The sequence below is a fragment of the Streptomyces virginiae genome, assembly GCF_041432505.1.
Taxonomy (GTDB): domain Bacteria; phylum Actinomycetota; class Actinomycetes; order Streptomycetales; family Streptomycetaceae; genus Streptomyces; species Streptomyces virginiae_A.
Map to the genome: position 1 here is coordinate 5,092,538 of NZ_CP107871.1, position 21,110 is coordinate 5,113,647.

At 72.5% G+C, this 21,110-nt stretch carries 16 protein-coding genes; 6 read left to right on the forward strand and 10 right to left on the reverse strand.

Annotated features, from left to right (window positions below; genetic code table 11):
* A complete protein-coding gene (locus OG624_RS23785) occupies window positions 1-1,593 on the forward strand; it encodes an NADH-quinone oxidoreductase subunit M (protein WP_033224176.1) in 1,593 nt (530 codons plus the stop codon).
* Window positions 1,594-1,598: 5 nt separating this feature from the next.
* The gene (gene nuoN / locus OG624_RS23790; protein WP_371589842.1) at window positions 1,599-3,245 is read left to right on the forward strand and encodes an NADH-quinone oxidoreductase subunit NuoN; all 1,647 of its coding nucleotides are present in this window, start codon (window positions 1,599-1,601) and stop codon (window positions 3,243-3,245) included.
* Between the two features lie 80 nt (window positions 3,246-3,325).
* On the opposite strand, the gene OG624_RS23795 is transcribed toward nuoN, so the two are convergent.
* On the reverse strand, window positions 3,326-3,940 hold the full coding sequence (locus OG624_RS23795; RefSeq protein WP_033224178.1) for a hypothetical protein: 615 nt from the start codon (window positions 3,938-3,940) through the stop codon (window positions 3,326-3,328).
* A 235-nt stretch (window positions 3,941-4,175) separates the two neighbouring features.
* On the opposite strand from OG624_RS23795, the gene OG624_RS23800 reads away from it, so the two are divergent.
* The gene (locus OG624_RS23800) at window positions 4,176-5,216 is read left to right on the forward strand and encodes an aldo/keto reductase (RefSeq protein WP_371639823.1); all 1,041 of its coding nucleotides are present in this window, start codon (window positions 4,176-4,178) and stop codon (window positions 5,214-5,216) included.
* Between the two features lie 8 nt (window positions 5,217-5,224).
* On the opposite strand, the gene OG624_RS23805 is transcribed toward OG624_RS23800, so the two are convergent.
* The 7 genes from OG624_RS23805 to fahA form a co-directional block, all read right to left on the reverse strand.
* Window positions 5,225-7,939 (reverse strand): fumarate reductase/succinate dehydrogenase flavoprotein subunit, encoded by a 2,715-nt coding sequence (locus OG624_RS23805; protein ID WP_371639824.1) that lies wholly within the window; start codon window positions 7,937-7,939, stop codon window positions 5,225-5,227.
* A gap of 11 nt (window positions 7,940-7,950) precedes the next feature.
* Window positions 7,951-8,724 (reverse strand): ABC transporter ATP-binding protein, encoded by a 774-nt coding sequence (locus OG624_RS23810; RefSeq protein WP_371639825.1) that lies wholly within the window; start codon window positions 8,722-8,724, stop codon window positions 7,951-7,953.
* A complete protein-coding gene (locus OG624_RS23815) occupies window positions 8,721-9,647 on the reverse strand; it encodes an ABC transporter permease (protein WP_371639826.1) in 927 nt (308 codons plus the stop codon). The genes OG624_RS23810 and OG624_RS23815 overlap by 4 nt, the downstream gene beginning before the upstream one ends.
* A complete protein-coding gene (locus tag OG624_RS23820; RefSeq protein ID WP_033224182.1) occupies window positions 9,644-10,999 on the reverse strand; it encodes an ABC transporter substrate-binding protein in 1,356 nt (451 codons plus the stop codon). Before OG624_RS23820 ends, OG624_RS23815 begins: the two co-directional genes overlap by 4 nt.
* A 14-nt stretch (window positions 11,000-11,013) precedes the next feature.
* Window positions 11,014-11,241, reverse strand: coding sequence for a 4Fe-4S dicluster domain-containing protein (locus tag OG624_RS23825; protein ID WP_030011381.1), 228 nt, complete (start codon window positions 11,239-11,241; stop codon window positions 11,014-11,016).
* An 84-nt stretch (window positions 11,242-11,325) separates the two neighbouring features.
* Complete coding sequence (locus OG624_RS23830) at window positions 11,326-12,096, reverse strand: GntR family transcriptional regulator (RefSeq protein WP_030722266.1); 771 nt, start codon at window positions 12,094-12,096, stop codon at window positions 11,326-11,328.
* A 150-nt stretch (window positions 12,097-12,246) separates the two neighbouring features.
* On the reverse strand, window positions 12,247-13,470 hold the full coding sequence (fahA, locus tag OG624_RS23835) for a fumarylacetoacetase (RefSeq protein ID WP_161291501.1): 1,224 nt from the start codon (window positions 13,468-13,470) through the stop codon (window positions 12,247-12,249).
* 338 nt (window positions 13,471-13,808) lie between these two features.
* Here fahA and OG624_RS23840 point away from each other — a divergent pair, with 338 nt between their 5' ends.
* A complete protein-coding gene (locus tag OG624_RS23840; protein ID WP_371588246.1) occupies window positions 13,809-14,627 on the forward strand; it encodes an HAD family hydrolase in 819 nt (272 codons plus the stop codon).
* 183 nt (window positions 14,628-14,810) lie between these two features.
* On the opposite strand, the gene OG624_RS23845 is transcribed toward OG624_RS23840, so the two are convergent.
* Together OG624_RS23845 and OG624_RS23850 are read right to left on the reverse strand one after the other, a co-directional pair.
* Complete coding sequence (locus tag OG624_RS23845; protein ID WP_352165244.1) at window positions 14,811-16,814, reverse strand: CocE/NonD family hydrolase; 2,004 nt, start codon at window positions 16,812-16,814, stop codon at window positions 14,811-14,813.
* Window positions 16,815-16,872: 58 nt separating this feature from the next.
* Window positions 16,873-18,369, reverse strand: coding sequence for a peptide MFS transporter (locus OG624_RS23850; RefSeq protein ID WP_371588247.1), 1,497 nt, complete (start codon window positions 18,367-18,369; stop codon window positions 16,873-16,875).
* Between the two features lie 211 nt (window positions 18,370-18,580).
* Here OG624_RS23850 and OG624_RS23855 point away from each other — a divergent pair, with 211 nt between their 5' ends.
* Together OG624_RS23855 and OG624_RS23860 are read left to right on the forward strand one after the other, a co-directional pair.
* Entirely contained in the window at window positions 18,581-19,591 is a 1,011-nt protein-coding gene (locus OG624_RS23855; RefSeq protein WP_033224186.1) for a polyprenyl synthetase family protein, read from the forward strand.
* Between the two features lie 222 nt (window positions 19,592-19,813).
* Window positions 19,814-21,022 carry a LolA family protein gene (locus tag OG624_RS23860; RefSeq protein ID WP_371588248.1) on the forward strand — a complete coding sequence of 403 codons (1,209 nt, stop codon included), beginning with the start codon at window positions 19,814-19,816 and terminating at the stop codon, window positions 21,020-21,022.
* Window positions 21,023-21,110: the final 88 nt, after the last annotated feature.

The window sequence follows — 21,110 nt, forward strand, 5'->3', positions numbered from 1 at the left end:
ATGAGTTTCCCGCTTCTGACGGTGACGGCCGCGGTCCCCGCGGTCGGCGCGATCCTGACGGCGGCCGTCCCGGCCGCCCGCAGGACCGCCGCCAAGTGGCTCGCGCTGCTCTTCTCGCTGGCGACACTGGCCCTGGCCGTGCTCGTCGCGATCCGGTTCGACCCGACCGGTGACCGCTACCAGCTCACCGAATCCCGGCCCTGGATCGCCGACTTCGGTGTCCGCTACGAACTCGGCGTGGACGGGATCGGCGTCGTCCTCATCGGGCTCACCGCGCTCCTGATCCCCTTCGTGATCGCGGCCGGCTGGCACGACGCCGACCCCCTGGAGACCAGAAGCTCCCGGTGGCGGCCGACCCAGGGCTTCTTCGCCCTGATCCTGCTGGTCGAGGCGATGGTGATCATCTCCTTCGAGGCCACCGACGTCTTCCTCTTCTACATCTTCTTCGAAGCCATGCTCATCCCGATGTACTTCCTCATCGGCGGCTTCGGGGACCGGGCCCACGGCGGCTCCGAGGAGAACGCGGCCACGCAGCGCTCGTACGCGGCGGTCAAGTTCCTCCTCTACAACCTGGTCGGCGGCCTGATCATGCTGGCGGCCGTCATCGGCCTCTACGTGGTCGCCGGGAACTTCTCCCTCCAGGAGATCACCGCCGCCAGGGCCGCGGGCACGCTCGACATGTCGACCAACACCGAGCGGCTGCTGTTCCTGGGCTTCTTCTTCGCCTTCGCGATCAAGGCCCCGCTGTGGCCGCTGCACACCTGGCTGCCGAACGCGATGGGCGAGTCCACCGCCCCGGTCGCCGTACTGATCACCGCGGTCGTCGACAAGGTCGGCACCTTCGCGATGCTCCGCTTCTGCCTCGGGCTCTTCCCCGACGCCAGCAAGTGGGCCACGCCGGTCATCCTCGTCCTGGCCCTGATCAGCATCGTCTACGGCGCGCTGGTCGCGGTCGGCCAGCGGGACATCAAGCGGCTGGTCGCCTACGCCTCGATCTCGCACTTCGGCTTCATCATCCTGGGCATCTTCGCGATGACCTCCCAGGGACAGTCCGGCGCCACCCTCTACATGGTCAACCACGGCCTGTCGACGGCGGCGCTGATGCTGGTGGCCGGCTTCCTGATCTCGCGGCGCGGCTCGCGGCTCATCGCCGACTACGGCGGTGTCCAGAAGGTGGCCCCGGTCCTCGCCGGCACCTTCCTGATCGGTGGCCTCGCCACCCTCTCGCTGCCGGGCCTCGCGCCCTTCGTCAGTGAATTCCTGGTCCTGGTCGGCACCTTCGCCCGGTACCCGGTCGTCGGCATCATCGCCACCACCGGCATCGTGCTCGCCGCCCTCTACACGCTGGTGCTCTACCAGCGCACGATGACCGGCCCCGTGAAGGAGGAGGTCCGCACCATGCCGGACCTGCGCCTGCGGGAGGTGCTGGTGGTCGCCCCGCTGATCGCCCTGCTGATCGGGCTGGGCGTCTACCCGAAGGTGCTCACCGACATCGTCAACCCGGCGGTGGAGTACACCATGTCGGACGTGAAGCAGACGGACCCGAAGCCCGAGGTCGACGTCGAAGCCAAGAACGGGGAGGTGGCGAAGTGAGCGCAGTGACTTCCGCCCACAGCCTGTGGACACTGGCGGCCGAGGCACCGGCCGACCGGATCCCGGCACCGACCATCGAGTACGCACAGCTCGCGCCCACGTTGATCGTGGTGGGCGCGGCGGTGCTCGGGATCCTCGTCGAGGCCTTCGTGCCCCGCAAGGCCCGCTACTACACCCAGGTGTTCCTCGCCGTCGCCGCGCTGGCCTCGGCCTTCGCGGCGGTCGTCGGCCTCGCCGCCGGCGGGTACGGGTCGGGCAAGGCCCACATCGCCGCGATGGGCGCCATCGCCGTGGACGGCCCGGCGCTCTTCCTGCAGGGCACCATCCTGCTTGCCTCGATCGTCGCGGTCTTCACCTTCGCCGAGCGGCGACTGGACCCCGCGGCGCACGGCAACCGGGTGGACTCCTTCGCCGCCCAGGCGGCGTCCGTACCGGGCAGCGACAGCGAGAAGGCCGCCGTCAAGGCGGGCTTCACCACCACCGAGGTCTTCCCGCTGGCCCTGTTCGCGGTCGCCGGCATGCTGATCTTCCCGGCGGCCAACGACCTGCTGACACTGTTCATCGCCCTCGAGGTGTTCTCCCTCCCGCTGTACCTGCTCTGCGCCCTCGCCCGCCGCCAGCGGCTGATGTCGCAGGAGGCCGCGGTGAAGTACTTCCTCCTGGGTGCCTTCTCCTCCGCCTTCCTCCTCTTCGGCATCGCACTGCTCTACGGGTACGCGGGCTCGGTCTCGTACGCGGTGATCGCCGACGTCGTCGACGGCACCGTCGCCAAGATCGACCCGGCGCTGGCCTCCACGATGGGCAACGACGCGCTGCTGCTGATCGGTGGCGCGCTGATCCTGATGGGCCTGCTCTTCAAGGTCGGCGCGGTCCCCTTCCACATGTGGACCCCGGACGTCTACCAGGGCGCCCCGACCCCGATCACCGGCTTCATGGCGGCGGCGACCAAGGTGGCCGCCTTCGGCGCCCTGCTGCGGCTCCTCTACGTGGTCCTGCCGGGGCTGCGCTGGGACTGGCGTCCGGTGATGTGGGCGGTCGCCATCGTCACCATGCTGGCGGGCGCGGTGATCGCCGTGACCCAGACGGACGTCAAGCGGCTGCTGGCCTACTCCTCGATCGCGCACGCCGGCTTCATCCTGGCCGGTGTCATCGCGACCTCGGCGCAGGGCGTCCAGTCCGTCCTCTTCTACCTGGGCGCGTACTCCTTCGTGACGATCGGCGCCTTCGCGGTGGTCACGCTGGTGCGGGACGCGGGCGGCGAGGCCACGCACCTGTCCAAGTGGGCCGGTCTCGGCCGGCGTTCACCGCTGACGGCGGCCGTCTTCGCGGTGTTCCTGCTCGCCTTCGCGGGTATCCCGCTCACCTCCGGCTTCACCGGCAAGTTCGCCGTGTTCAGGGCGGCGGCGGAGAGCGGCGCCGGGGTGCTGGTCGTGATCGGTGTCCTCTCGTCCGCGATCGCCGCGTTCTTCTACATCCGGGTGATCGTCCTGATGTTCTTCAGCGAGCCGAAGGCCGACGGCCCGACGGTGGCGGTTCCCTCACCGCTGACGATGACCACCATCGCGGTGGGCGTCGCCGTCACCCTGATCCTGGGCCTCGCTCCGCAGTACTTCCTGGAGCTGGCGGGGCAGGCGAGCACCTTCGTCCGCTGACCGGTTCCTGACACGACCGAGGGCCCGACTCCCCAGGGGAGTCGGGCCCTCGGTCGTGTCGTGCGCCCCGTGGGTGCGCGCTAGTGCCCGTGCCCGTGCGACGCGGGGGCGGGCTTGCCCGGGGTGGGGGCCTTCTTCGGGCAGGTCAGCGCCGGGTTCCAGTTGTGGAAGCGGCCGGCCGGGTTCTTCTTGTACGCCCACATGTGCAGGTCGTAGTGCTTGGGCATGCCCGCCCAATGGCCCGGCATAGGGCCGTCGAAGGGCAGCCCGAACATGCTCGGCCGGTCGTCCGCGGTCTTCAGGTCCTGGTCCCGGTCGGTGGCCATCCACTCCACGGTCTCCAGCCTGCGGCGGCCGTTGCGGTCCTTGTCCTTGCTGTAGAGGAGTGCGGTCGGCCTGGCCGGGTCCATCGAGCCCCAGTTGGCCTGCTTGACGTAGTGGTAGTTCATGGCGCCCACCCCGAACGGGTTGGTCATGCACTCCTCTCCCTTCGGGACGTACCCGTCCTTGATGGCCTCCCGCTCGTCCGCGTACTTGGCCGTCACCGCGATCGCCGTCGCCATGTCCCGCATGGCCCGCTGGTCCCGCGGGTCGGGAGCCGGACCCTCCACCCCGTGCGCCGGGACCACGGCGGCCAGGCCCAGCGACACGGCGGCCGCACAGGTCAGGACGGTCTTCAAGCTGCGTAGGGACATGGCGGCGGCTCCTCGCGGTGGGGGTACGGGGTACGGGTTCCCGCTTCCATTCGTCCGTCCACCATCCCGGCCCCGCCCGCCGGGCGCACGCGGCGCGCCTCCGAACGGGGGGCCGGCGCGGCCGGCATGCGCGGAACCGGGTGCGACGCGACGCTGGGCTTCCCGTCCGGCCCGCCCCACCATGGCCACCCGACGGGCGGCAGCCCGACCGGGCGACGGACCGTCAGGAGCACGCATGAGCAATCTGCCCACCACCCCCCTCGGCACCACCGGCATGGACATCAGCCGCCTCGGCTTCGGCGCCTGGGCCGTCGCCGGCGCCGCCTGGCGCTACGGCTGGGGCGCCACCGACGACGCCGACTCCGTCGCCGCCGTCCGCCACGCCGTCCGGAGCGGGGTGAACTGGATCGACACCGCCGCCGTCTACGGACTCGGCCACTCCGAGGAGCTCGTCGCCCGCGCGATCGCCGGACTCCCCGACGGGGAGCGGCCGTACGTCTTCACTCTGGTCGGGCTGGTCTGGGACCCGGCCGACCCCACCGCCGCGCCCGTCCGCACGATGAGACCGGCGAGCGTACGGCGCGAGATCGAGGACTCGCTGCGCCGCCTCGGCGTCGAGCGGATCGACCTGTACCAGGTGCACTGGCCCGACACCGGTGAATCCCTGGAGCACCGCGGCGCCGACACCGCGGCGGGCGCGACCCCGCTGGAGGAGTACTGGCAGCTGATGGCCGACCTGAAGAAGGAAGGCAAGGTCCGCGCGATCGGCCTGTCGAACCACTCGGTCGGCGAGCTGGAGCGGGCCGAGCGGATCGCCCACGTGGACGCGATCCAGCCGCCGTTCTCGGCGCTCAAGCGGGAGGCGGCGGACGAGATCGCCTGGGCCGCGGCCCACGGCACCGGCGTCATCGCCTACTCACCGATGCAGTCCGGACTGCTGACCGGCACCTTCGACGCTGAGCGGGTCGCCGCGCTGCCGGCCGACGACTGGCGCCGCCGCCACCCGGACTTCACCACCCGGCTCGCCGCGAACCTCACCGTCGTCGAGGTGCTGCGCCCCGTCGCGCGGCGGCACGGCGTGTCGGTCGCCGAGGTCGCCCTCGCCTGGGTGCTGGCCTGGCCGGGGCTGACCGGCGCGATCGTCGGCGCCCGCACCGCCCGCCAGGTGGACGGCTGGATCGGCGCGGGCTCGCCGACCTTGACCCCCGCCGACCTGGCCGAGATCGCCAGGGGGATCGAGGCCACCGGAGCGGGCCGGGGCCCGGTCCGGCCGTGACCCGCCGCTCAGCCGCGGGCGGCGTACGCGCGGACGTCCGCGTCCGGATCCGAGACCGCCGTGGCGAGGGCCGCCCGGGCCTCCGCGCCGGCCCGGTGGGGCAGCAGGGCCAGGACCGCGGCCTTGCGGACGTCGGCGTTGGCATCGGCCAAGGCCTTGGCCAGGGCCGGTACGGCCGCCTCCGCCGCGGCCGCCGACAGCCCGGTCGCCGCCCCCGCCCGGACCTGCCAGGCGGCGTCGGCCAGGGCCGCCACCGCGGTACGGGCGTACCCGTCCGGGCAGCCCGTCCGGGCCAGGGCCGCCAGCGCCGCCCCTCGTACCAACGGGTCCGGGTCGGCCAACAGCGGGTCCAGCGGGGCCGGCACCGGGGCGTGCACCGAGGCCAGGCCCTTGGCCACCGCCACCCGGACCTCGCGGGCCGCGTCGGCGGCGGCCGCGGCCAGCTCCGGGACGGCGTCCACCGAGACCAGTGCCCGCACCGCGTGGATGCGGACCTCCGGGTCGGCGTCGGCCAGCGAGAGGGCGTACAGCTCCGCGTCGCCGAGCCGTAGCGCCCGCAGCGCTTCGAGCGCGGCGGAGCGCACCGCCGCGTCCGGCACGGCGAGGGCGGTGCGCAGGCCCGCGCCCAGCTCCGGCCCGCCCGGCAGGACCTCCACGAGCTCGCGCAGCGCGGCCGCGGCGGCCGCCCGTACGCCGGGGTCCGCGTCCGCGAGCCGCGCGGCCAGCGCGGGCCCCGCGCCGGCCGGTACGGTCTCGCCGAGCGCCGCCACGGCCGCGGCCCGCACCGCCGGATCGGGATCGGTCAGATACGGCGTGAGGGCGGCCAGGTCGGGGGACTCCTCGGCCAGGGAGAGCAGTTCGAGGATCCGCGGCGAGGCGCCCGGGGCGCCGCCGGGCACGGGCGCCGCCTGGGGGACCGGTGCGGCCTGCGCACGGGCCGCCGGGGCCGCCTCGCGGGGGCCCGCCGTGGCCACCGGGACCAGGTCGACCTCACCCAGGTGCCGTGAGGGGCCGCCGACCGGGGCGAAACCGTCGACCGGCACCAGGTACGGCTCCACCGGCCGGGCGGTGAACTCCATCGCCCCCGAGGCCGACTTGCGCAGGTCCAGGTGGTGCAGCCAACCCGTGTCGTCGCGCTCGGGGTGGTCGAGCCGCTCGTGGTAGAGGCCCCAGCGGGACTCGGTACGGGCCAGCGAGGAGCGGGCCGCCATCTCCGCGCAGTCCCGGATGAAGGACACCTCCGCGCAGCGCATCAGCTCGTGCGCGGTCCTGGCGCCCATCTCCGCGATCTCCTCGGTCATCCGGTCGAAGGCGGCCACGGCGAGCGAGAGCTTCGCGCCCGTCTTCGGCGGGGCCACGTAGTCGTTCACGAACCGCCGCAGTTTGTACTCCACCTGCGGCTGCGGCGGCCCGTCCGGGTGGCGCAGCGGCCGGTAGATCAGCTCATGGGCCGCCGCCAGCTGGTCGGCCGGCAGTGCGCCCTCGTGGGCCGTGTACCGGGCCGCGTCCTCGCCCGCCAGATCGCCGAAGACGAACGCCCCGATCATGTAGTTGTGCGGTACGGATGCCAGGTCCCCGGCCGCGTACAGCCGAGGCACCGTGGTCCGGGCGTGGTCGTCGACCCGGACGCCGGACGCCGAGTGGCCGCCGCACAGACCGATCTCCGAGATGTGCATCTCGATGTCGTGCGTGCGGTAGTCGTGGCCGCGGCCCGCGTGGAAGGTGCCGCGCGTGGGCCGCTCGGTGGTGTGCAGGATGGACTCCAGGGAGGCCACCGACTCCTCCGGGAGGTGGCTGAGCTTGAGGTACACCGGGCCCCGGTCGGAGGCGAGTTCGGCGGCGAACTCGGCCATCATCTGCCCCGACCAGTAGTCGGAGTCGACGAAGCGCTCGCCGTGCCGGTTGACCTGGTAGCCGCCGAAGGGGTTCGCGACGTACGCGCACGCCGGCCCGTTGTAATCCTTGATCAGCGGGTTGATCTGGAAGCATTCGATCCCGGTCAGGGCGGCGCCCGCGTGATACGCCATGGCGTAGCCGTCGCCCGCGTTGGTCGGGTTCTCGTACGTGCCGTACAGGTAGCCGGAGGCGGGCAGTCCGAGCCGGCCGCACGGGCCGGTCGCCAGGACCACCGCCCCCGCGCGCACGGTCACGAAGGCCCCGGTGCGGGTGTTGAAGGCGGCCGCGCCGATCGCCCGGCCGTCCTCGGGCGAGGTCAGCACCCGTACCGGCATCACCCGGTTCTCGATCCGGATCCGCTCGCGCATCTCGCGGCGCCGCAGCTGCCGGTAGAGGACCTTCTTGACGTCCTTGCCCTCGGGCATGGGCAGCACGTAGGAGCCCGAGCGGTGGACCTGGCGCACCGCGTACTCCCCGTGCTCGTCCTTCTCGAACTTCACCCCGTACGACTCCAGGCGCTGCACCATCGCGAACCCGCGGGTGGCCGTCTGCCGCACCGTGGACTGGTCGACGACGCCGTCGTTGGCACGGGTGATCTCGGCGACGTAATCGTCGGGCTCGGCGCGACCGGGGACGACGGCGTTGTTGACCCCGTCCATGCCCATGGCGAGCGCCCCGGAGTGGCGTACGTGCGCCTTCTCCAAGAGCAGGACCCGCGCGCCGCGCTCGGCGGCGGTCAGCGCCGCCATCGTGCCGGCGGTGCCGCCGCCGATGACCAGGACGTCGCAGGAGAGTTCCTCGGCGTCGCCGATGGCGGGGATGTCCATGGTGCGGCCCTTCAGAGTGAGTTGATGATCTGCTGCCGGAGCTCGGCGTACGAGGCCCCGCGGTCGCGCGGCCGCGGTACCGGGACCACCCGCGCGGTGGCGAGCAGGGCGACGCGGTCGCCGAGGAACAGCGCCTCGTCCACGTCGTGGGTGACGAAGACGACGGTCGCGCCGGTGCCCGCGAGGACGTCCACGAGGAGGTTCTGCATCTCGGCGCGGGTCTGGGCGTCGAGCGCCCCGAAGGGTTCGTCCATCAGGACGGCGCGCGGGCGCGCGGCAAGGGCGCGGGCCAGCTGCACGCGCTGGCGCTGCCCGCCCGAGAGCTGGTGCGGGTACTTGTGCGCGTGCCCGTCCAGGCCGACCCGCTCCAGCCACTCCCCGGCGATCCGCCGCCGTTCGGCCCGGGGCGGCCGGGAGCGCCCGATGGCGAGCGGGAGTTCGACGTTGGCCCGGACCGTGCGCCAGGGCAGCAGGGCGTCGTCCTGGAAGACCAGCGCCCGGTCGGCGTCCGGGCCTCGGACCGGGGCGCCGTCCTGTTCCACCACGCCGTCGAGCGGCGGCAGCAGCCCCGCGAGGGTGCGCAGGAGCGTGGACTTGCCGCAGCCGGACGGGCCCACGACGGCGAGCACCTCCCCGGGCTCGACCGTCAGATCGACCCCGTCCAGCACCACGTTCCCGCGGTGCCCGAGCCGGACGCCGCGCAGCGCGAGCCGCGCCCCGTGCGTCGCGGGGTGGTGCGCCGCGGCGCCGGGACCGGTCCGGGCATCTGCCTGGGTCAGGCTCATGGGGTCACCTCTCGGGTCTGCTCGGGGAAGGGTCCCGAGCCGGAACGCGGGCCGGTCGCGCCGGCCCGGGCCGTGGCCGGGTGGGGGGTCCGGGGTGATCGGCCGGGGACCCGCCACGTACGGGTGCGGGCGGCGGAGGCCGGCACGGGGCCGGAGGAGTCGCGGGCCGGGAGCCACCGCGTCAGGCGGCGGCCCGCCCGCTCCACCGCGGTGGAGGTCAGCCAGCCCAGCGCGCCGATGGTGACCATGCCGACGAAGACGCCGGGGTAGTCGATCACCGTGTAGTCCTGCCAGGTCCGGTAGCCGACCCCGTATTCGCCGGAGATCATCTCGGCCGAGATCACACAGATCCAGGCCACCCCGATCCCGACCGACAGGCCCCCGAAGATGCCCGGCAGGGCCCCCGGCAGCACCACGGAGAAGAGGATCCGGGCCCGCCCGCCGCCCATGGTCAGGACCGCCTCCTCCCACACCGGGGTCAGCGCCCCCACCGCGTGCCGCGTCGAGACCAGCACCGGGAAGAAGGCGGCCGTGCAGGTGATGAACACGATCCCCTGCTCGTTGGAGGGGAACAGCAGGATCGCCACCGGGACCAGCGCGATCGCCGGTACCGGACGCAGCACCTCCAGCAGCGGGCCCAGCACGTCGGCCGCGATCCGCGACCGGGCGATCGCCGTCCCCACCGCGACGCCCAGGACCGCGGCGAGCGCGAAGCCCGTCACGATCCGGCGCAGGCTGGAGGCCAGGTCCTGCCAGAAGGGTCCGGTCCCGGCCCGCTCGGTGAACGCCCCGGCGACCTCGCCCACCATCGGGAACTGCTCGAAGCGCAGCCACAGGTTCACGTCCAGCGAGGTCAGCCCCTGCCAGAGGAGCAGGGCCGCGCCGAGCGAGGCCGCCCGCAGCAACCAGCGGCCGCCCGTCATGAGGCCAGGGCTCCGGCCTCGGCGAAGCTCACGATCCGCGCCCCGGATCCCTGGTGCGCGGCCACGTACGCCTTCGCGCCCGCGGGCGTGACGAAGGCCCGCAGCTCCGGCCCCTCGGCGACCCACACCGCCTTGTCCGCGAACCAGAGCGTGCCGGTCACCGCGTCCGGCACGTACGCCGCCCGGACGTCCGCGCCGCGCGCCGCCTTCAGCAGCTCGCGCGGCGAGTCGAAGGACTGCGTGCGGGCCTGGCCCTTCAGCCACAGCTCGGGGCGGGCGGCCACGGCCGCCGGGTACTGCTGAGCACCCTGCGACGCCCGCGCGAGGGGCTCCGGGTCCACGAAGGCGTCCACGTCCACGTCGCCGACCAGCTTGGCGTCCTTCAGCACCGGCACGTCCTGCTTCAGCGCGTCGATGAGCTCCGGGCGCAGGGCCGGGTCGAAGGTGGCGATGCCGTTCGCCCCGTTGTAGAGGTAGACCACCTCCGCGGGCAGTCCCGTCTCCTTCGCCACCGACTCGGCGGCCGCGACCGGCTCCGCGCGCAGGTGGTCGGTGGCCCGGCGCTGGGCCCGCAGGAAGTCGTCCAGCACGCCGGCCCGCTCCTTCGCGAACTTCTCCCGCACGGTGACCCCGTGGAAGGTCGGCAGGTTCAACTCGGCGCCGTCGTACAAGGCCTTGGCCCGGCCCTCGTACGCCAGCTGCCCGGGCCACGCCACGAACTGCGAGAGCGCGTCGACGCTGCCCGCCTGGAGGGCCGATGCGCCCACGCTGGGCTGCTGGTTGAGCTTCTCGATACCGCCCGTCGGGTCGATCCCGGCGCGCCGCAGAGCCCGTACCAGCGTTCCGTCGGCCGCCGATCCGACGCTCGTCGACACCTTCTTGCCGCGCAGGTCGGCCAGGGACTCCAGCTTCGACTCCGGTGCGGTGACCACGGTGTTGAGGCCGCCCCGCAGGTTGTAGCCGGTCACGGAGACGAGGTGGGTGGGCTGCTTCAGCTCCTTGCCGCGTACCGCGTTGATGAGGAGCGGGAAGTCGCCCATCGAACCGATGTCGATCTTCCCGGCGGTCATCTGCGCGGTGATGGGGGCGCCGGTGGCGTAGTCCTGCCAGTCCACCTTGTAGGTGACGCCGTCCTTCTTGCCGCGCGCGGCGAGCTCCTCCTCGAAGTAGCCGAGGGAGCGCAGCAGGGTGCCGGCGGTGACGGTGTTGATGGTCTTGGACTGGTAGCCGACGGTCACGGTGACCGTCCTGGAGTCGGCGGCCCCGGCCGAGCCCGAGCAGGCGGTGGCCACGGGGGCGAGCAGCAGGGCGAGCGCGGCGGGCGCGAGTGCCTTCGTACGCGTCTTGCGCATGGGAAAGGTGCCTTTCACCGGAGCAGGTAGGGCATGTTGACGGTGACCGCGCCGGTGGGACAGCGGGCGGCGCACGGGCCGCAGTACCAGCACTCGTCGACGTGCATGTAGGCCTTGCCGTTGTCCTCGCGGATCGCGAGCGAGTCGAGCGGACACATGTCGACGCAGAGCGTGCAGCCGTCGATGCACAGGGACTCGTCGATGGTCACGGGCACGTCGCCGCGCTGGGGGACCACAGGCATGGCTGTCTCCAGGAAGGTGGGTACGCAGAAGGTCGGAGGTCGGAGGGAGCGGTGGGCCGGAGGGGAGCGGTGGGCGGGAGGCGGTCACAGACAGCGGCGCAGCAGGCCGCTCATGGTGATCCGGTCGCCGCGGAAGCGGATGAACTCCAGGTCCACGGGGCGGCCGTCGCCCAGGTGGGTGAGGCGCTCCAGCATCAGGACGGCGGCCCCGCGCGGGGCCTGGAGGACGGCGGCGGAGTGCGCGTCGGCGTTGACGGCCTCAAGGGTGATCTCGGCGTGGCCGAGGGGCTGCCCGGTCAGCTGCTCCAGGAGCCGGAAGACGTCGGTGTTCTCCAGGTCGCAGCCGAGCAGGCCGGCGCCGATGTCCATCGGGACGTAGGTGAGGTCGAGGGAGAGCGGTAGCCCGTTCAGGCGCCGCAGCCGTTCGATGTAGAGCACGTCCGCGTGCTCGGGCAGGCCGAGGCGCCCGGCGACCGGGGCGGGGGCGCGGACGGGGCCGACCGTACGGACCTCGTTGGTCACCCGGCCGTGCTCGTTCAGGGTCTCGGCCAGGCCTTGCAGGCGGTCCAGGCCGTGCGGGTACTTCTCGCAGACCACGACGGTGCCCACGCCGGGTCGGCGCTCCACGAGCCCCTCGCCGCGCAGCAGGTCGAGGGCCTGGCGGACGGTGTTGCGGCCGGCGCCGTAGGAGTCGGCGAGTTCGCCCTCCAGGGGGAGGACCCCGCCGGGGTGGCCGCCTGCCAGGATCTGGTGGCGCAGCAGGTCGGCGAGCTGCCGCGCCTGGTCCGCGCGCAGTCGCCGCCGGCGCGCGGCGGCGACCGGGACGGTGTGCGTGGCGGTTCGTTCGGCTGGCATGGCAAGGAAGGTACCGGCGGCCCGGCGCCGGTGGTGTTGCCAGAGTGTTGCGCCACTTGACGGCGCTCACGCAAGGCTCTGAGCTGCGGTTTCGGCGGGGTGGCGGAAAGATCCGCCACCCCGCCGACCGTGTGTGCCGCCGGCGTCGGACTAGCGCGATCCCACGATGCGGCCGGTGACCTCGCCGAGGCCGACGCGCGTGCCGTCCGGGCCGGGGGCCCAGGCGGTGAGGGTGACGGTGTCCCCGTCCTCCAGGAAGGTGCGCTTGCCGTCGGTGAGCTCGATGGCGTCGCGGCCGTTCCAGGTGAGCTCCAGCAGCGAACCGCGCTGGCCGACCTCGGGGCCGCTGACGGTGCCGGAGCCGAAGACGTCACCGGTGCGCAGGGAGGCGCCGTTGACGGTCATGTGGGCGAGTTGCTGGGCGGCCGTCCAGTACATGGTGGCGAACGGCGGCTGCGCCACCTCCTGCCCGTTGATGGAGACGGTGATGCGCAGGTCGAAGCCGCCGGGGCGGTCGAGGTCGGCGTCGTCCAGGTAGGGCAGGAGCGGGAAGTCGCGGGCGGGCGGTGCGACCCGGGCGGCGTCCAGGGCCTCCAGCGGGGTGACCCACGCCGAGACGGAGGTGGCGAAGGACTTGCCGAGGAACGGGCCGAGCGGCACGTACTCCCAGGCCTGGATGTCCCGCGCCGACCAGTCGTTGAGCAGGAAGAGCCCGAAGACGTGGTCCTCGAACGCGCCCAGCGGCACCGGGGTGCCCAGCTCGGAGGGGGCGCCGACGACGAAGCCGACCTCGGCCTCGATGTCGAGCTTGACGGAGGGGCCGAAGACGGGCGCCGGGTCGGTGGGCGCCTTGCGCTGACCGGAGGGGCGCGCGACATCGGTGCCGGAGACCACGATCGTGCCGGAGCGGCCGTGGTAACCGATCGGCAGGTGCTTCCAGTTGGGGGTCAGCGCGTCGCCGTCCGGGCGGAACATCCTGCCGACGTTGGTGGCGTGGTGTTCGCTCGCGTAGAAGTCGACGTAGTCGGCGACCTCGTACGGCAGGTGCAGGGTGACCTCGTCGAGCGGCAGCAGGTGCGGCTCGACGGTGGGGCGGTGGCCGGGGTCGGTCACCCAGGCGGTCAGCGCGCGGCGGACGTCGCGCCAGGCGGTGCGCCCGGCGGCCAGCAGCGGGTTGAGGGAGGCCTGCCCGAGCAGCCCGGCGTACGGGGAACCGAGCGCGGCCGCGGCCGCCCCCGCGTCGAGCACGTGTCCGCCGATGCGCACGCCGATCCGGCGGCGGCCTTCCGCGGCGGTCGAGAAGACGCCGTAGGGGAGGTTGTGCGGCCCGAACGGGTCGCCCTCGGGGACATCGAGGGGGCTCTGCTGGGGCATGGGGTACTGCCTCGCTTTCGACGCGGTCCGGGGGTGTCCCGGTAGACACGGTGCGGGACACGCTACTCAGGATCCCGCAGGAAAGCGCGGGTACCCGGTCGGAGATGAAACACACCCCAGGACGACGCCCATGGTCAGGTATCCACAGTTCCGGTCATATCTGATCTTTTGGTGCGTGCTGTCGATCGAGGGCCTTACGGTCGGGGTTGTGCACTTCCCTGCCCCGCCCCTGCCCCGCTCGACGCTGGAGCGCGACAAGTGACGGATGGGGCGTACGGGAGGCCGGATTCAGGCTCAATTTGTAGGACTTGTCCAAAGGGGTCCGTATCCTAGGCGCCGTGACTTCCGCCCCACCTCCGGCCCTTCCCTATGCCTTGATCGCCACCGATCTGGACGGGACTCTGCTCCAAGCCGGGGACACCGTCTCCGCCCGCTCGTACGAGGCGCTCGCGAGGGCGCGCGCGGCCGGCGCCCAGCACATCATCGTCACCGGACGCCCCGTCCCCCAGGTCCGACACGTCCTGGACCGGCTCGGCTACACGGGGCTCGCGGTGTGCGGGCAGGGCGCGCAGGTGTACGACGCGGCGCGCGGCCGCCTGCTGCACTCCGTATCCATGGACCGGGAGCTGGCCGACGTGGCCCTCGGGAAGATCGAGGCGGAGGTCGGCGAGGTCTACGCGGCGGTCAACCAGGAGGGCCTGGACGCCGAGATGCTGATAGGGCCGGGCTACCGGATGTGGCACCCCCACCTGCCGACGGTCCGCGTCCCGCAGCGCTGCGACCTGTGGTCGGCGCCGATCAACAAGGTGCTGCTCCAACACCCGGAACTGGACGACGACGAACTGACCCGGGTGGCGCGGTCGGTGGTCGGCCACCTGGTCAACGTCACGATGGCGGGCGAGCACACCGTGGAACTCCAGCCGCCGGGCATCGACAAGGCCAGCGGGCTCGCGCGGGCGGCGGACCTCCTCGGCGTCTCCCCGGCCGGGACGATCGCCTTCGGAGACATGCCGAACGACATCCCCATGTTCGCGTGGGCGGCCCACGGGGTGGCGATGGCCAACTCCCACCACGAGCTGGTGGCGGTCGCCGACGAGCTGACGCTGTCCAACGAGGACGACGGCATCGCGGTGGTCCTGGAGCGACTGTTCGGCTGACCGCCGGTTGGAGGGCTCCGCCCCGCAGCCCCGCGCCTCAAACGCCGGCGGGGCTGGAGTTGGCTGACTTCGTCCTGCTGGCGCGGCTGGGTTGCCCGCAGGGCAATCTCAGCCCCGCCGGCGTTTGAGGCGCGGGGTCCGGGGCGGAGCCCCGGGGCCGCCCGTCAGGGCGGGTCGACCCGCTCAGCCCGCCGCCCGCGGCAACCGTCGCTCCCACGTCCGGTGGAAGACCACCTCGTCCCCCTCCCGGCACACCACCTCGTTCGACGTCAGGAAACCGCCCTCGTCGCAGCGGATCTCCGACCGCGTCTCCACCCGCGCGTCCCAGCCCAGTTCCGGTCGGTGCAGCCGGATCCGCCACCGCGAGAACGTGCGCGCCGACAGCGCGTCCGCGTCCTGGATCTCGTACACCTCCTCCGCGTCCTCGGAGTACTCCAGCCCGTCGGGGAACACCCGCGTGCCCCCGTACCGCGGGTCCACCTCCAGCCGCCACGTCCCGCGCGCCACGTCCCGTACGACCAGCCGCTCCGGGCGCGGTTCGTCCAGCGTCGCCGGGAAGACCACCCCCAGCGGCTCCGCCTGCTCCGGGGCCTCGAAGACGATCCCGCCGTCCGTCGCGGAGCCGGCCCGCACCGGCAGGGTCAGCGCGCTGCCCGCCGGATCCAGGGTCCACCCGGCCTCGGAACCGGCCCGCGGCCAGATCCACGGCCAGTACGCGGAGGACACGGCGAGCCGGATCCGGTGCCCCGGCGCGAAGGCGTGGCCGATGCCGTTCAGCTCGAAGGTGACGTCCTCGTACGAGCCCACCGGCCAGGGCACCGCCCGGTCCCGGCCCCGGCGCGCGGAGAGGTTCAGGGCGCCCCGCGTGACCAGCGTCGAGGAGCCGTCCGGGGCGACGTCGCAGAGCCGGGCGATCACCTGCCCGTACGGCACGTCGAGCCGCAGCCGCAGGGTCACCGACGGCCGCCCCAGGATCTCCACGGGCTCCTCGCGCCCCACCGGGAACTCGAAGCAGGCCGACTTCGCGTCCTCCTCCCGCTGGTCCGGCGGCAGGTCGGCGTCGTTGCCGAAGGGGAAGAACCGGCCCGCGTCCAGTCCGGTGTGCTGCGGCGAGGCGACGTCCACGGGCGCGCCCTGGAACACGTACGGGACGGGGATGACGGACGCCGAGGGCCAGGCCTTCTCGCCGACCCAGCGGCCCGGGAGCTCCTCGTACACCGTCGCCGGCGGGTGCGAGTCGCTGATCCAGGTGCGCAGCAGCGGCTCGTCCATCACCCCGTTGTCCACGCCCTTCAGCCAGTGGTCCCACCAGCGCAGGGTCTCCTGCAGGAAGCCGATGGCCGGTCCCGGCGGCAGGCCGCGGTCCGGGTACTGGTGCGACCAGGGCCCGATCAGGCCCCGTACGCGGGTCGGCGGCAGGTGTTCGACCAGCCGCAGCACGGTGTCCCGGTACGGGTCGTGCCAGCCGCCGACCGCCAGTACGGCCGCGTGGACGGCCGGGTAGTCCTCGCAGACGCTGCCGTGGCGCCAGTAGGCGTCGCGCGTCTGGTGGGAGAGCCAGGTGTGGACGAGGGGTTCCACCGCCTCCAGCCGCTCCAGCCACCGCCGGCGCCAGTCGTCGCCGACGAAGCGCGGGTCCGGCGGCCGTGAGGCGAAGGCCAGCATCGTCGCCGCCCACGCGTGCATGTCCACGGCGAGCACCGAGCCGCCCATGTAGTGCACGTCGTTGTCGTACCGGTCGTCCGTCGAGCAGACGGTCACGATCGCCTTCAGCGGCTCGGGGGCCAGCGCCGCGATCTGGAGGGAGTTGAATCCGCCCCAGGAGATCCCGAACATCCCCACCGCCCCCGTGCACCACGGCTGCGCCGCCAGCCACTCCACCACCGCGACCCCGTCCGCCAGCTCCCGGGCGTCGTACTCGTCGCCGGGCCGGCCGCCGCTGCAGCCGTGCCCGCGCACGTCCACCCGTACGGAGGCGTAGCCGTGGCCCGCGTACCAGGGGTGGCGCTGCTGGTCGCGCGGCGCGGTCCAGTCGGTGAGCCGGTAGGGGAGGTACTCCAGCAGGGCCGGGACCGGCTCGTCCGTCACCGGGCGCCAGATCCGGGCGTACAGCTCGACGCCGTCGGGCAGCGGGATCCGGACATCCTCGTGAGTGGTCCCGTAGGGGAAGTCGGTACGGATGATCATCTGGTCTCGGCCGCCAATCGCCTCGGACGTTCTCCACGGACCCTCGCCCCCGGCCGCATCAGTGGACGGGGTACATCGTGCGCCGCAGCCACGGCGCCATCGCCATCACGACCACGCCCGCCGCCACCGCGACGGCGCCGTTGAGGCCGAAGTACAGGGGGTTCGACACCTGGCCGTAGACCTTGACCACCTGCGCCTGGATGCCGTTGGCCAGCGCGAGGGAGAGGAACCACAGCGCCATCGTCTGGCTGCCGAAGGCCCGCGGCGCGAGCTTGCTGGTGGCCGACATGCCCGAGGTCTCCAGCAGGACGTCGCCCAGGCCGAGCAGCAGGTACGAGCCGACGATCCACCAGGCGGCCATCCGGTACGCGTCCCCGCCGTGCCCCGAGGTCGGGATCACCATCAGCAGGAAGGACAGGCCGCCCAGGATCACCCCGATGGCGATCTTGTTGGAGGCGTGCGGCTGGCGGTGGCCCATCCGGGACCACAGCGCGGCGACGACCGGGGCCAGGGCCACCTCGAAGGCGCCGAGCGCGGAGGCGTACCAGCTCGACGGGAAGTCGAAGCCGAGGATCGTGCTCTCGGCGTTGGTGGAGGCCAGCAGCATCATCGTCGAGTAGGCCTGGAAGAGGATGAAGTTGAAGGCGACCGAGGCCAGGAAGAGGACCACGTACGGGCGCAGTCGCCCGCGTTCCTCGCGCGTCACCCGCGGACTGCGGAACATCACCACGAAGTAGGCGATCGGGGCGATCACCGAGACGAGGGTGAGCAGGTCGACGAAGCGGCCCATGGTCAGCCACCCGACGAGGGCCAGGAGGGTGGCGAGCGCGGTGAAGGCGAGCAGGCCGCCGACGATCCACCACACGGCGCGGCGCATCGCGTCGGGGGCGAGGGCGTACTCGGCGGAGTGCTTGCGTCCGGCCAGATGGCGGCGGCCCAGGACGTACTGGATCAGACCCGCGGTCATTCCGACGGCGGCGGCGGAGAAGCCCCAGTGCCAGCCCTGGTGCTCCCCGAGCCAGCCGGTGACCAGCGGTCCGGCGAAGGCGCCGATGTTGATGGCCATGTAGTAGAGGGCGAAACCGGCGTCGCGCCGGTCGTCATCCGTCCGGTAGAGCTTGCCGACCATGGTGGCCACGTTCGGCTTGAGCAGGCCGGTACCCGCGCTGATCAGGCCGAGGCCGATCCAGGTCATGGTGGCGGTGGGCACGGCCATCGCGTAGTGGCCGCAGGCGATCAGGATGCCGCCCCAGAGCACGGCCCGGTACGAACCGAGGATGCGGTCGGCGAGCCATCCGCCGGCGACGGAGACGAGGTAGACCATGGTCCCGTAGGCCGCCGAGACGGAGGCGGCGGTGCCCGGGTCCATCCCCAGGCCGCCGTTCGCCACCGTGTCCGCGAAGTAGAGGACGAGGATGGCCTGCATGCCCAGGAACGAGAAGCGCTCCCAGACCTCCAGTCCGGAGAGCGTGGCGAGGCCCCGGGGGTGGCCGAGGAAGGCATGGTCGTCCCGGGGCGGTGGCCGGTCGGCCTCCGGATCCGCGGGTTCGTCCATATCGGTCGCAGTTCTGGGCAAAACGTGTTCTCCGGTTGTTTCGGCTTCTCCCGAACATACCGGTGTGTATCGGACAGTGCGCGGGTGGTGGCCGGGAAGGCGCTCTCGGTGATCGAAAACAGACCCGATACGCTGGCTTGAGTGATGGCAGCGACACATCGACAATCCATGTGATCGTCAGCGTGATCGTCAGCAGACAGGAGTACCCCTCGTGACCGTCGTCGGGCCGTTCGGACTGAGCGTGCGGGACCAGGCTCTTGAAACCGATGTCCAGGCCGGACTGGCCGCCGTCGAGGCGGGTCTGCTGGAAGCCACCAAGAGCGAAGTCCCCTTCATCACCGAGGCCGCACAACACCTGGTCCGGGCCGGAGGCAAGCGGTTCCGGCCGCTGCTGGTGATGCTCGCGTCCCGGTTCGGTGATCCCTACGCGCCCGGCATCGTGCCGTCCGCCGTCGTGGTCGAGCTCACGCACCTCGCGACGCTCTACCACGACGACGTGATGGACGAGGCGGACGTCCGCCGCGGGGTGGAGAGCGCCAACGCCCGCTGGGGCAACTCGGTGGCCGTCCTCACGGGTGACTTCCTGTTCGCCCGCGCCTCGCACATCCTGGCCGACCTCGGGCCGGAGGCCGTACGCATCCAGGCCGAGGCCTTCGAGCGGCTGGTGACCGGCCAGATCCTGGAGACGGCCGGCCCGCGCGACGGCCGCGACCCCGTGTCCCACTACCTCGACGTCATCGCCGGCAAGACCGGCTCGCTGATCGCGGTCTCCGGCCGCTTCGGCGCGCTCATGTCCGGCGCCGACGAGTCGGTCGTCGACATCCTGACCCAGTACGGCGAGCGGCTCGGCACCGCCTTCCAGCTCGCCGACGACGTCCTCGACATCGCCTCCGACGCGCACGAGTCCGGCAAGACCCCGGGCACCGACCTGCGCGAAGGCATCCCGACGCTGCCCGTGCTGCGGCTGCGCGAGATGGCGGCCCAGGGCGGCGACCCCGCGGATCTGGAGCTCGTGGAACTCCTGGACGGCGACCTGACGGACGACGCCCGCCACGCCGAGGTGCTCACCCGACTGCGGGCGCACCCGGCCCTGGAGCGGGCCCGCCGCGACACCATCCAGTACGCCGAGGACGCGCGGGCCATGCTGGCCCCGCTGCCGGAGTGCTTCGCCAAGTCGGCGCTCGAAGAGCTCTGCGACGCGGTGGTGCACCGCGCCGGGTAGCGGCCACGACCGCGGAACGGGCCCTTCCGCCCCGGCGACCCCTACGGGTCGGGGGAGAAGGGCCCTTTCCATGTCATCCCACGGGCGTACGCCGAGTTGCGTCCGGGGACTGACGCCCCAGGGCCGCCGATTTGGTCAGATGGAGTCATCAAACCCCACCAGATCGGGTGAGCGCGGCGACACGGTGGTCACCGCAGTCGACACAGAGGGCAGGGCACTGACATGGCACCGAACACCAAGACTTCCCGCAAGGCCGCCCGGTACGCCGTACCGGTAGCGGTGGCGGGCGTGGCCGCGGCGACCGTTGCGATGGTTCCGGCCTTCGCCAACGCCGGCGGGCCCGACCTGCCGAAGGTGACGGCGCAGCAGCTCATCGAGAAGGTCGCGGCCTCGGAGGTGCAGCAGCTGTCCGGCACCGCCCGGATCACCACCGACCTGGGGCTGCCGAAGATCGCGAGCGGGCTGCTCGGCGGCGGGGGCATCGCGGGCGGCTCCGCCAACCCGGAGGACAAGGTCGCCCAGCTGGCGAACGGCAGCCACACCCTGCGCGTCGCGGCCGACGGCCCGGACCGCCAGCGGCTGACCTTCCTCGACGGCAAGGACGAGTACAGCCTCATCCACAACGGCGACGACGTATGGGGCTACGACTCCAAGTCGAACGAGGTCTTCCACGAGAAGAACGCCGAGGCCGGCAAGGGCAAGGACGGCGGCAAGGAGCACAAGACCGCCGACCGACTGGCCGCCTCGCCGCAGAAGCTGGCCGAGGAGATCCTGAAGGCCGCCGGCCCCACCACGGACGTCAGCGTCGGCGACACCGCGCAGGTGGCCGGGCGCGATGCCTACCAGCTGGTGCTGAAGCCCAAGCAGAGCGGCTCCACGGTCGGCTCGGTCCAGATCGCGGTCGACGCCAAGAACGGCGTGCCGCTGCGCGTCCAGCTGCTGTCCGCCCAGGGCGGCAAGCCGATCGTCGACGCCGGCTTCACCAAGGTGGACTTCGCCAAGCCGGCCGGCGACACCTTCGCCTTCACCGCGCCCAAGGGCGCCAAGGTGACCGAGGGCGTGGACGAGGCGGGCAAGGGCGGAGCGGGCGAGCACTGGAAGGCGCTGGAGTCCTTCCCGGGCCTCGGCGGCCTGACCGGTGGCGCGGGCGAGAAGGGCGACGTGAAGGTGCTCGGCGAGGGCTGGTCGACCGTCGCCCGCATCGACTCGGGCGTCGACCGCAGCCTGAAGGACCTGGAGAACGACAAGAACACCCCGAAGGAGGCCAAGCAGTTCCTCGACTCCCTCGGGGACAAGGTCACCGGGAAGTTCGGTGAGGGTCGTGTCCTGTCGACCCGCCTGGTCAACGCCCTGATCACGGACGACGGCAAGGTCTACGTCGGCGCGGTCACCAAGGACGCGCTGGTGAAGGCGGCCGACGCCAACAAGTAGTCGCAGGCCGGACGAAGCGCCGCGAGGGTGGGCCGGGGACTGTGTCCCTGCCCACCCTTGCGGCATTCCTGCTGCCCGTACAGCACAC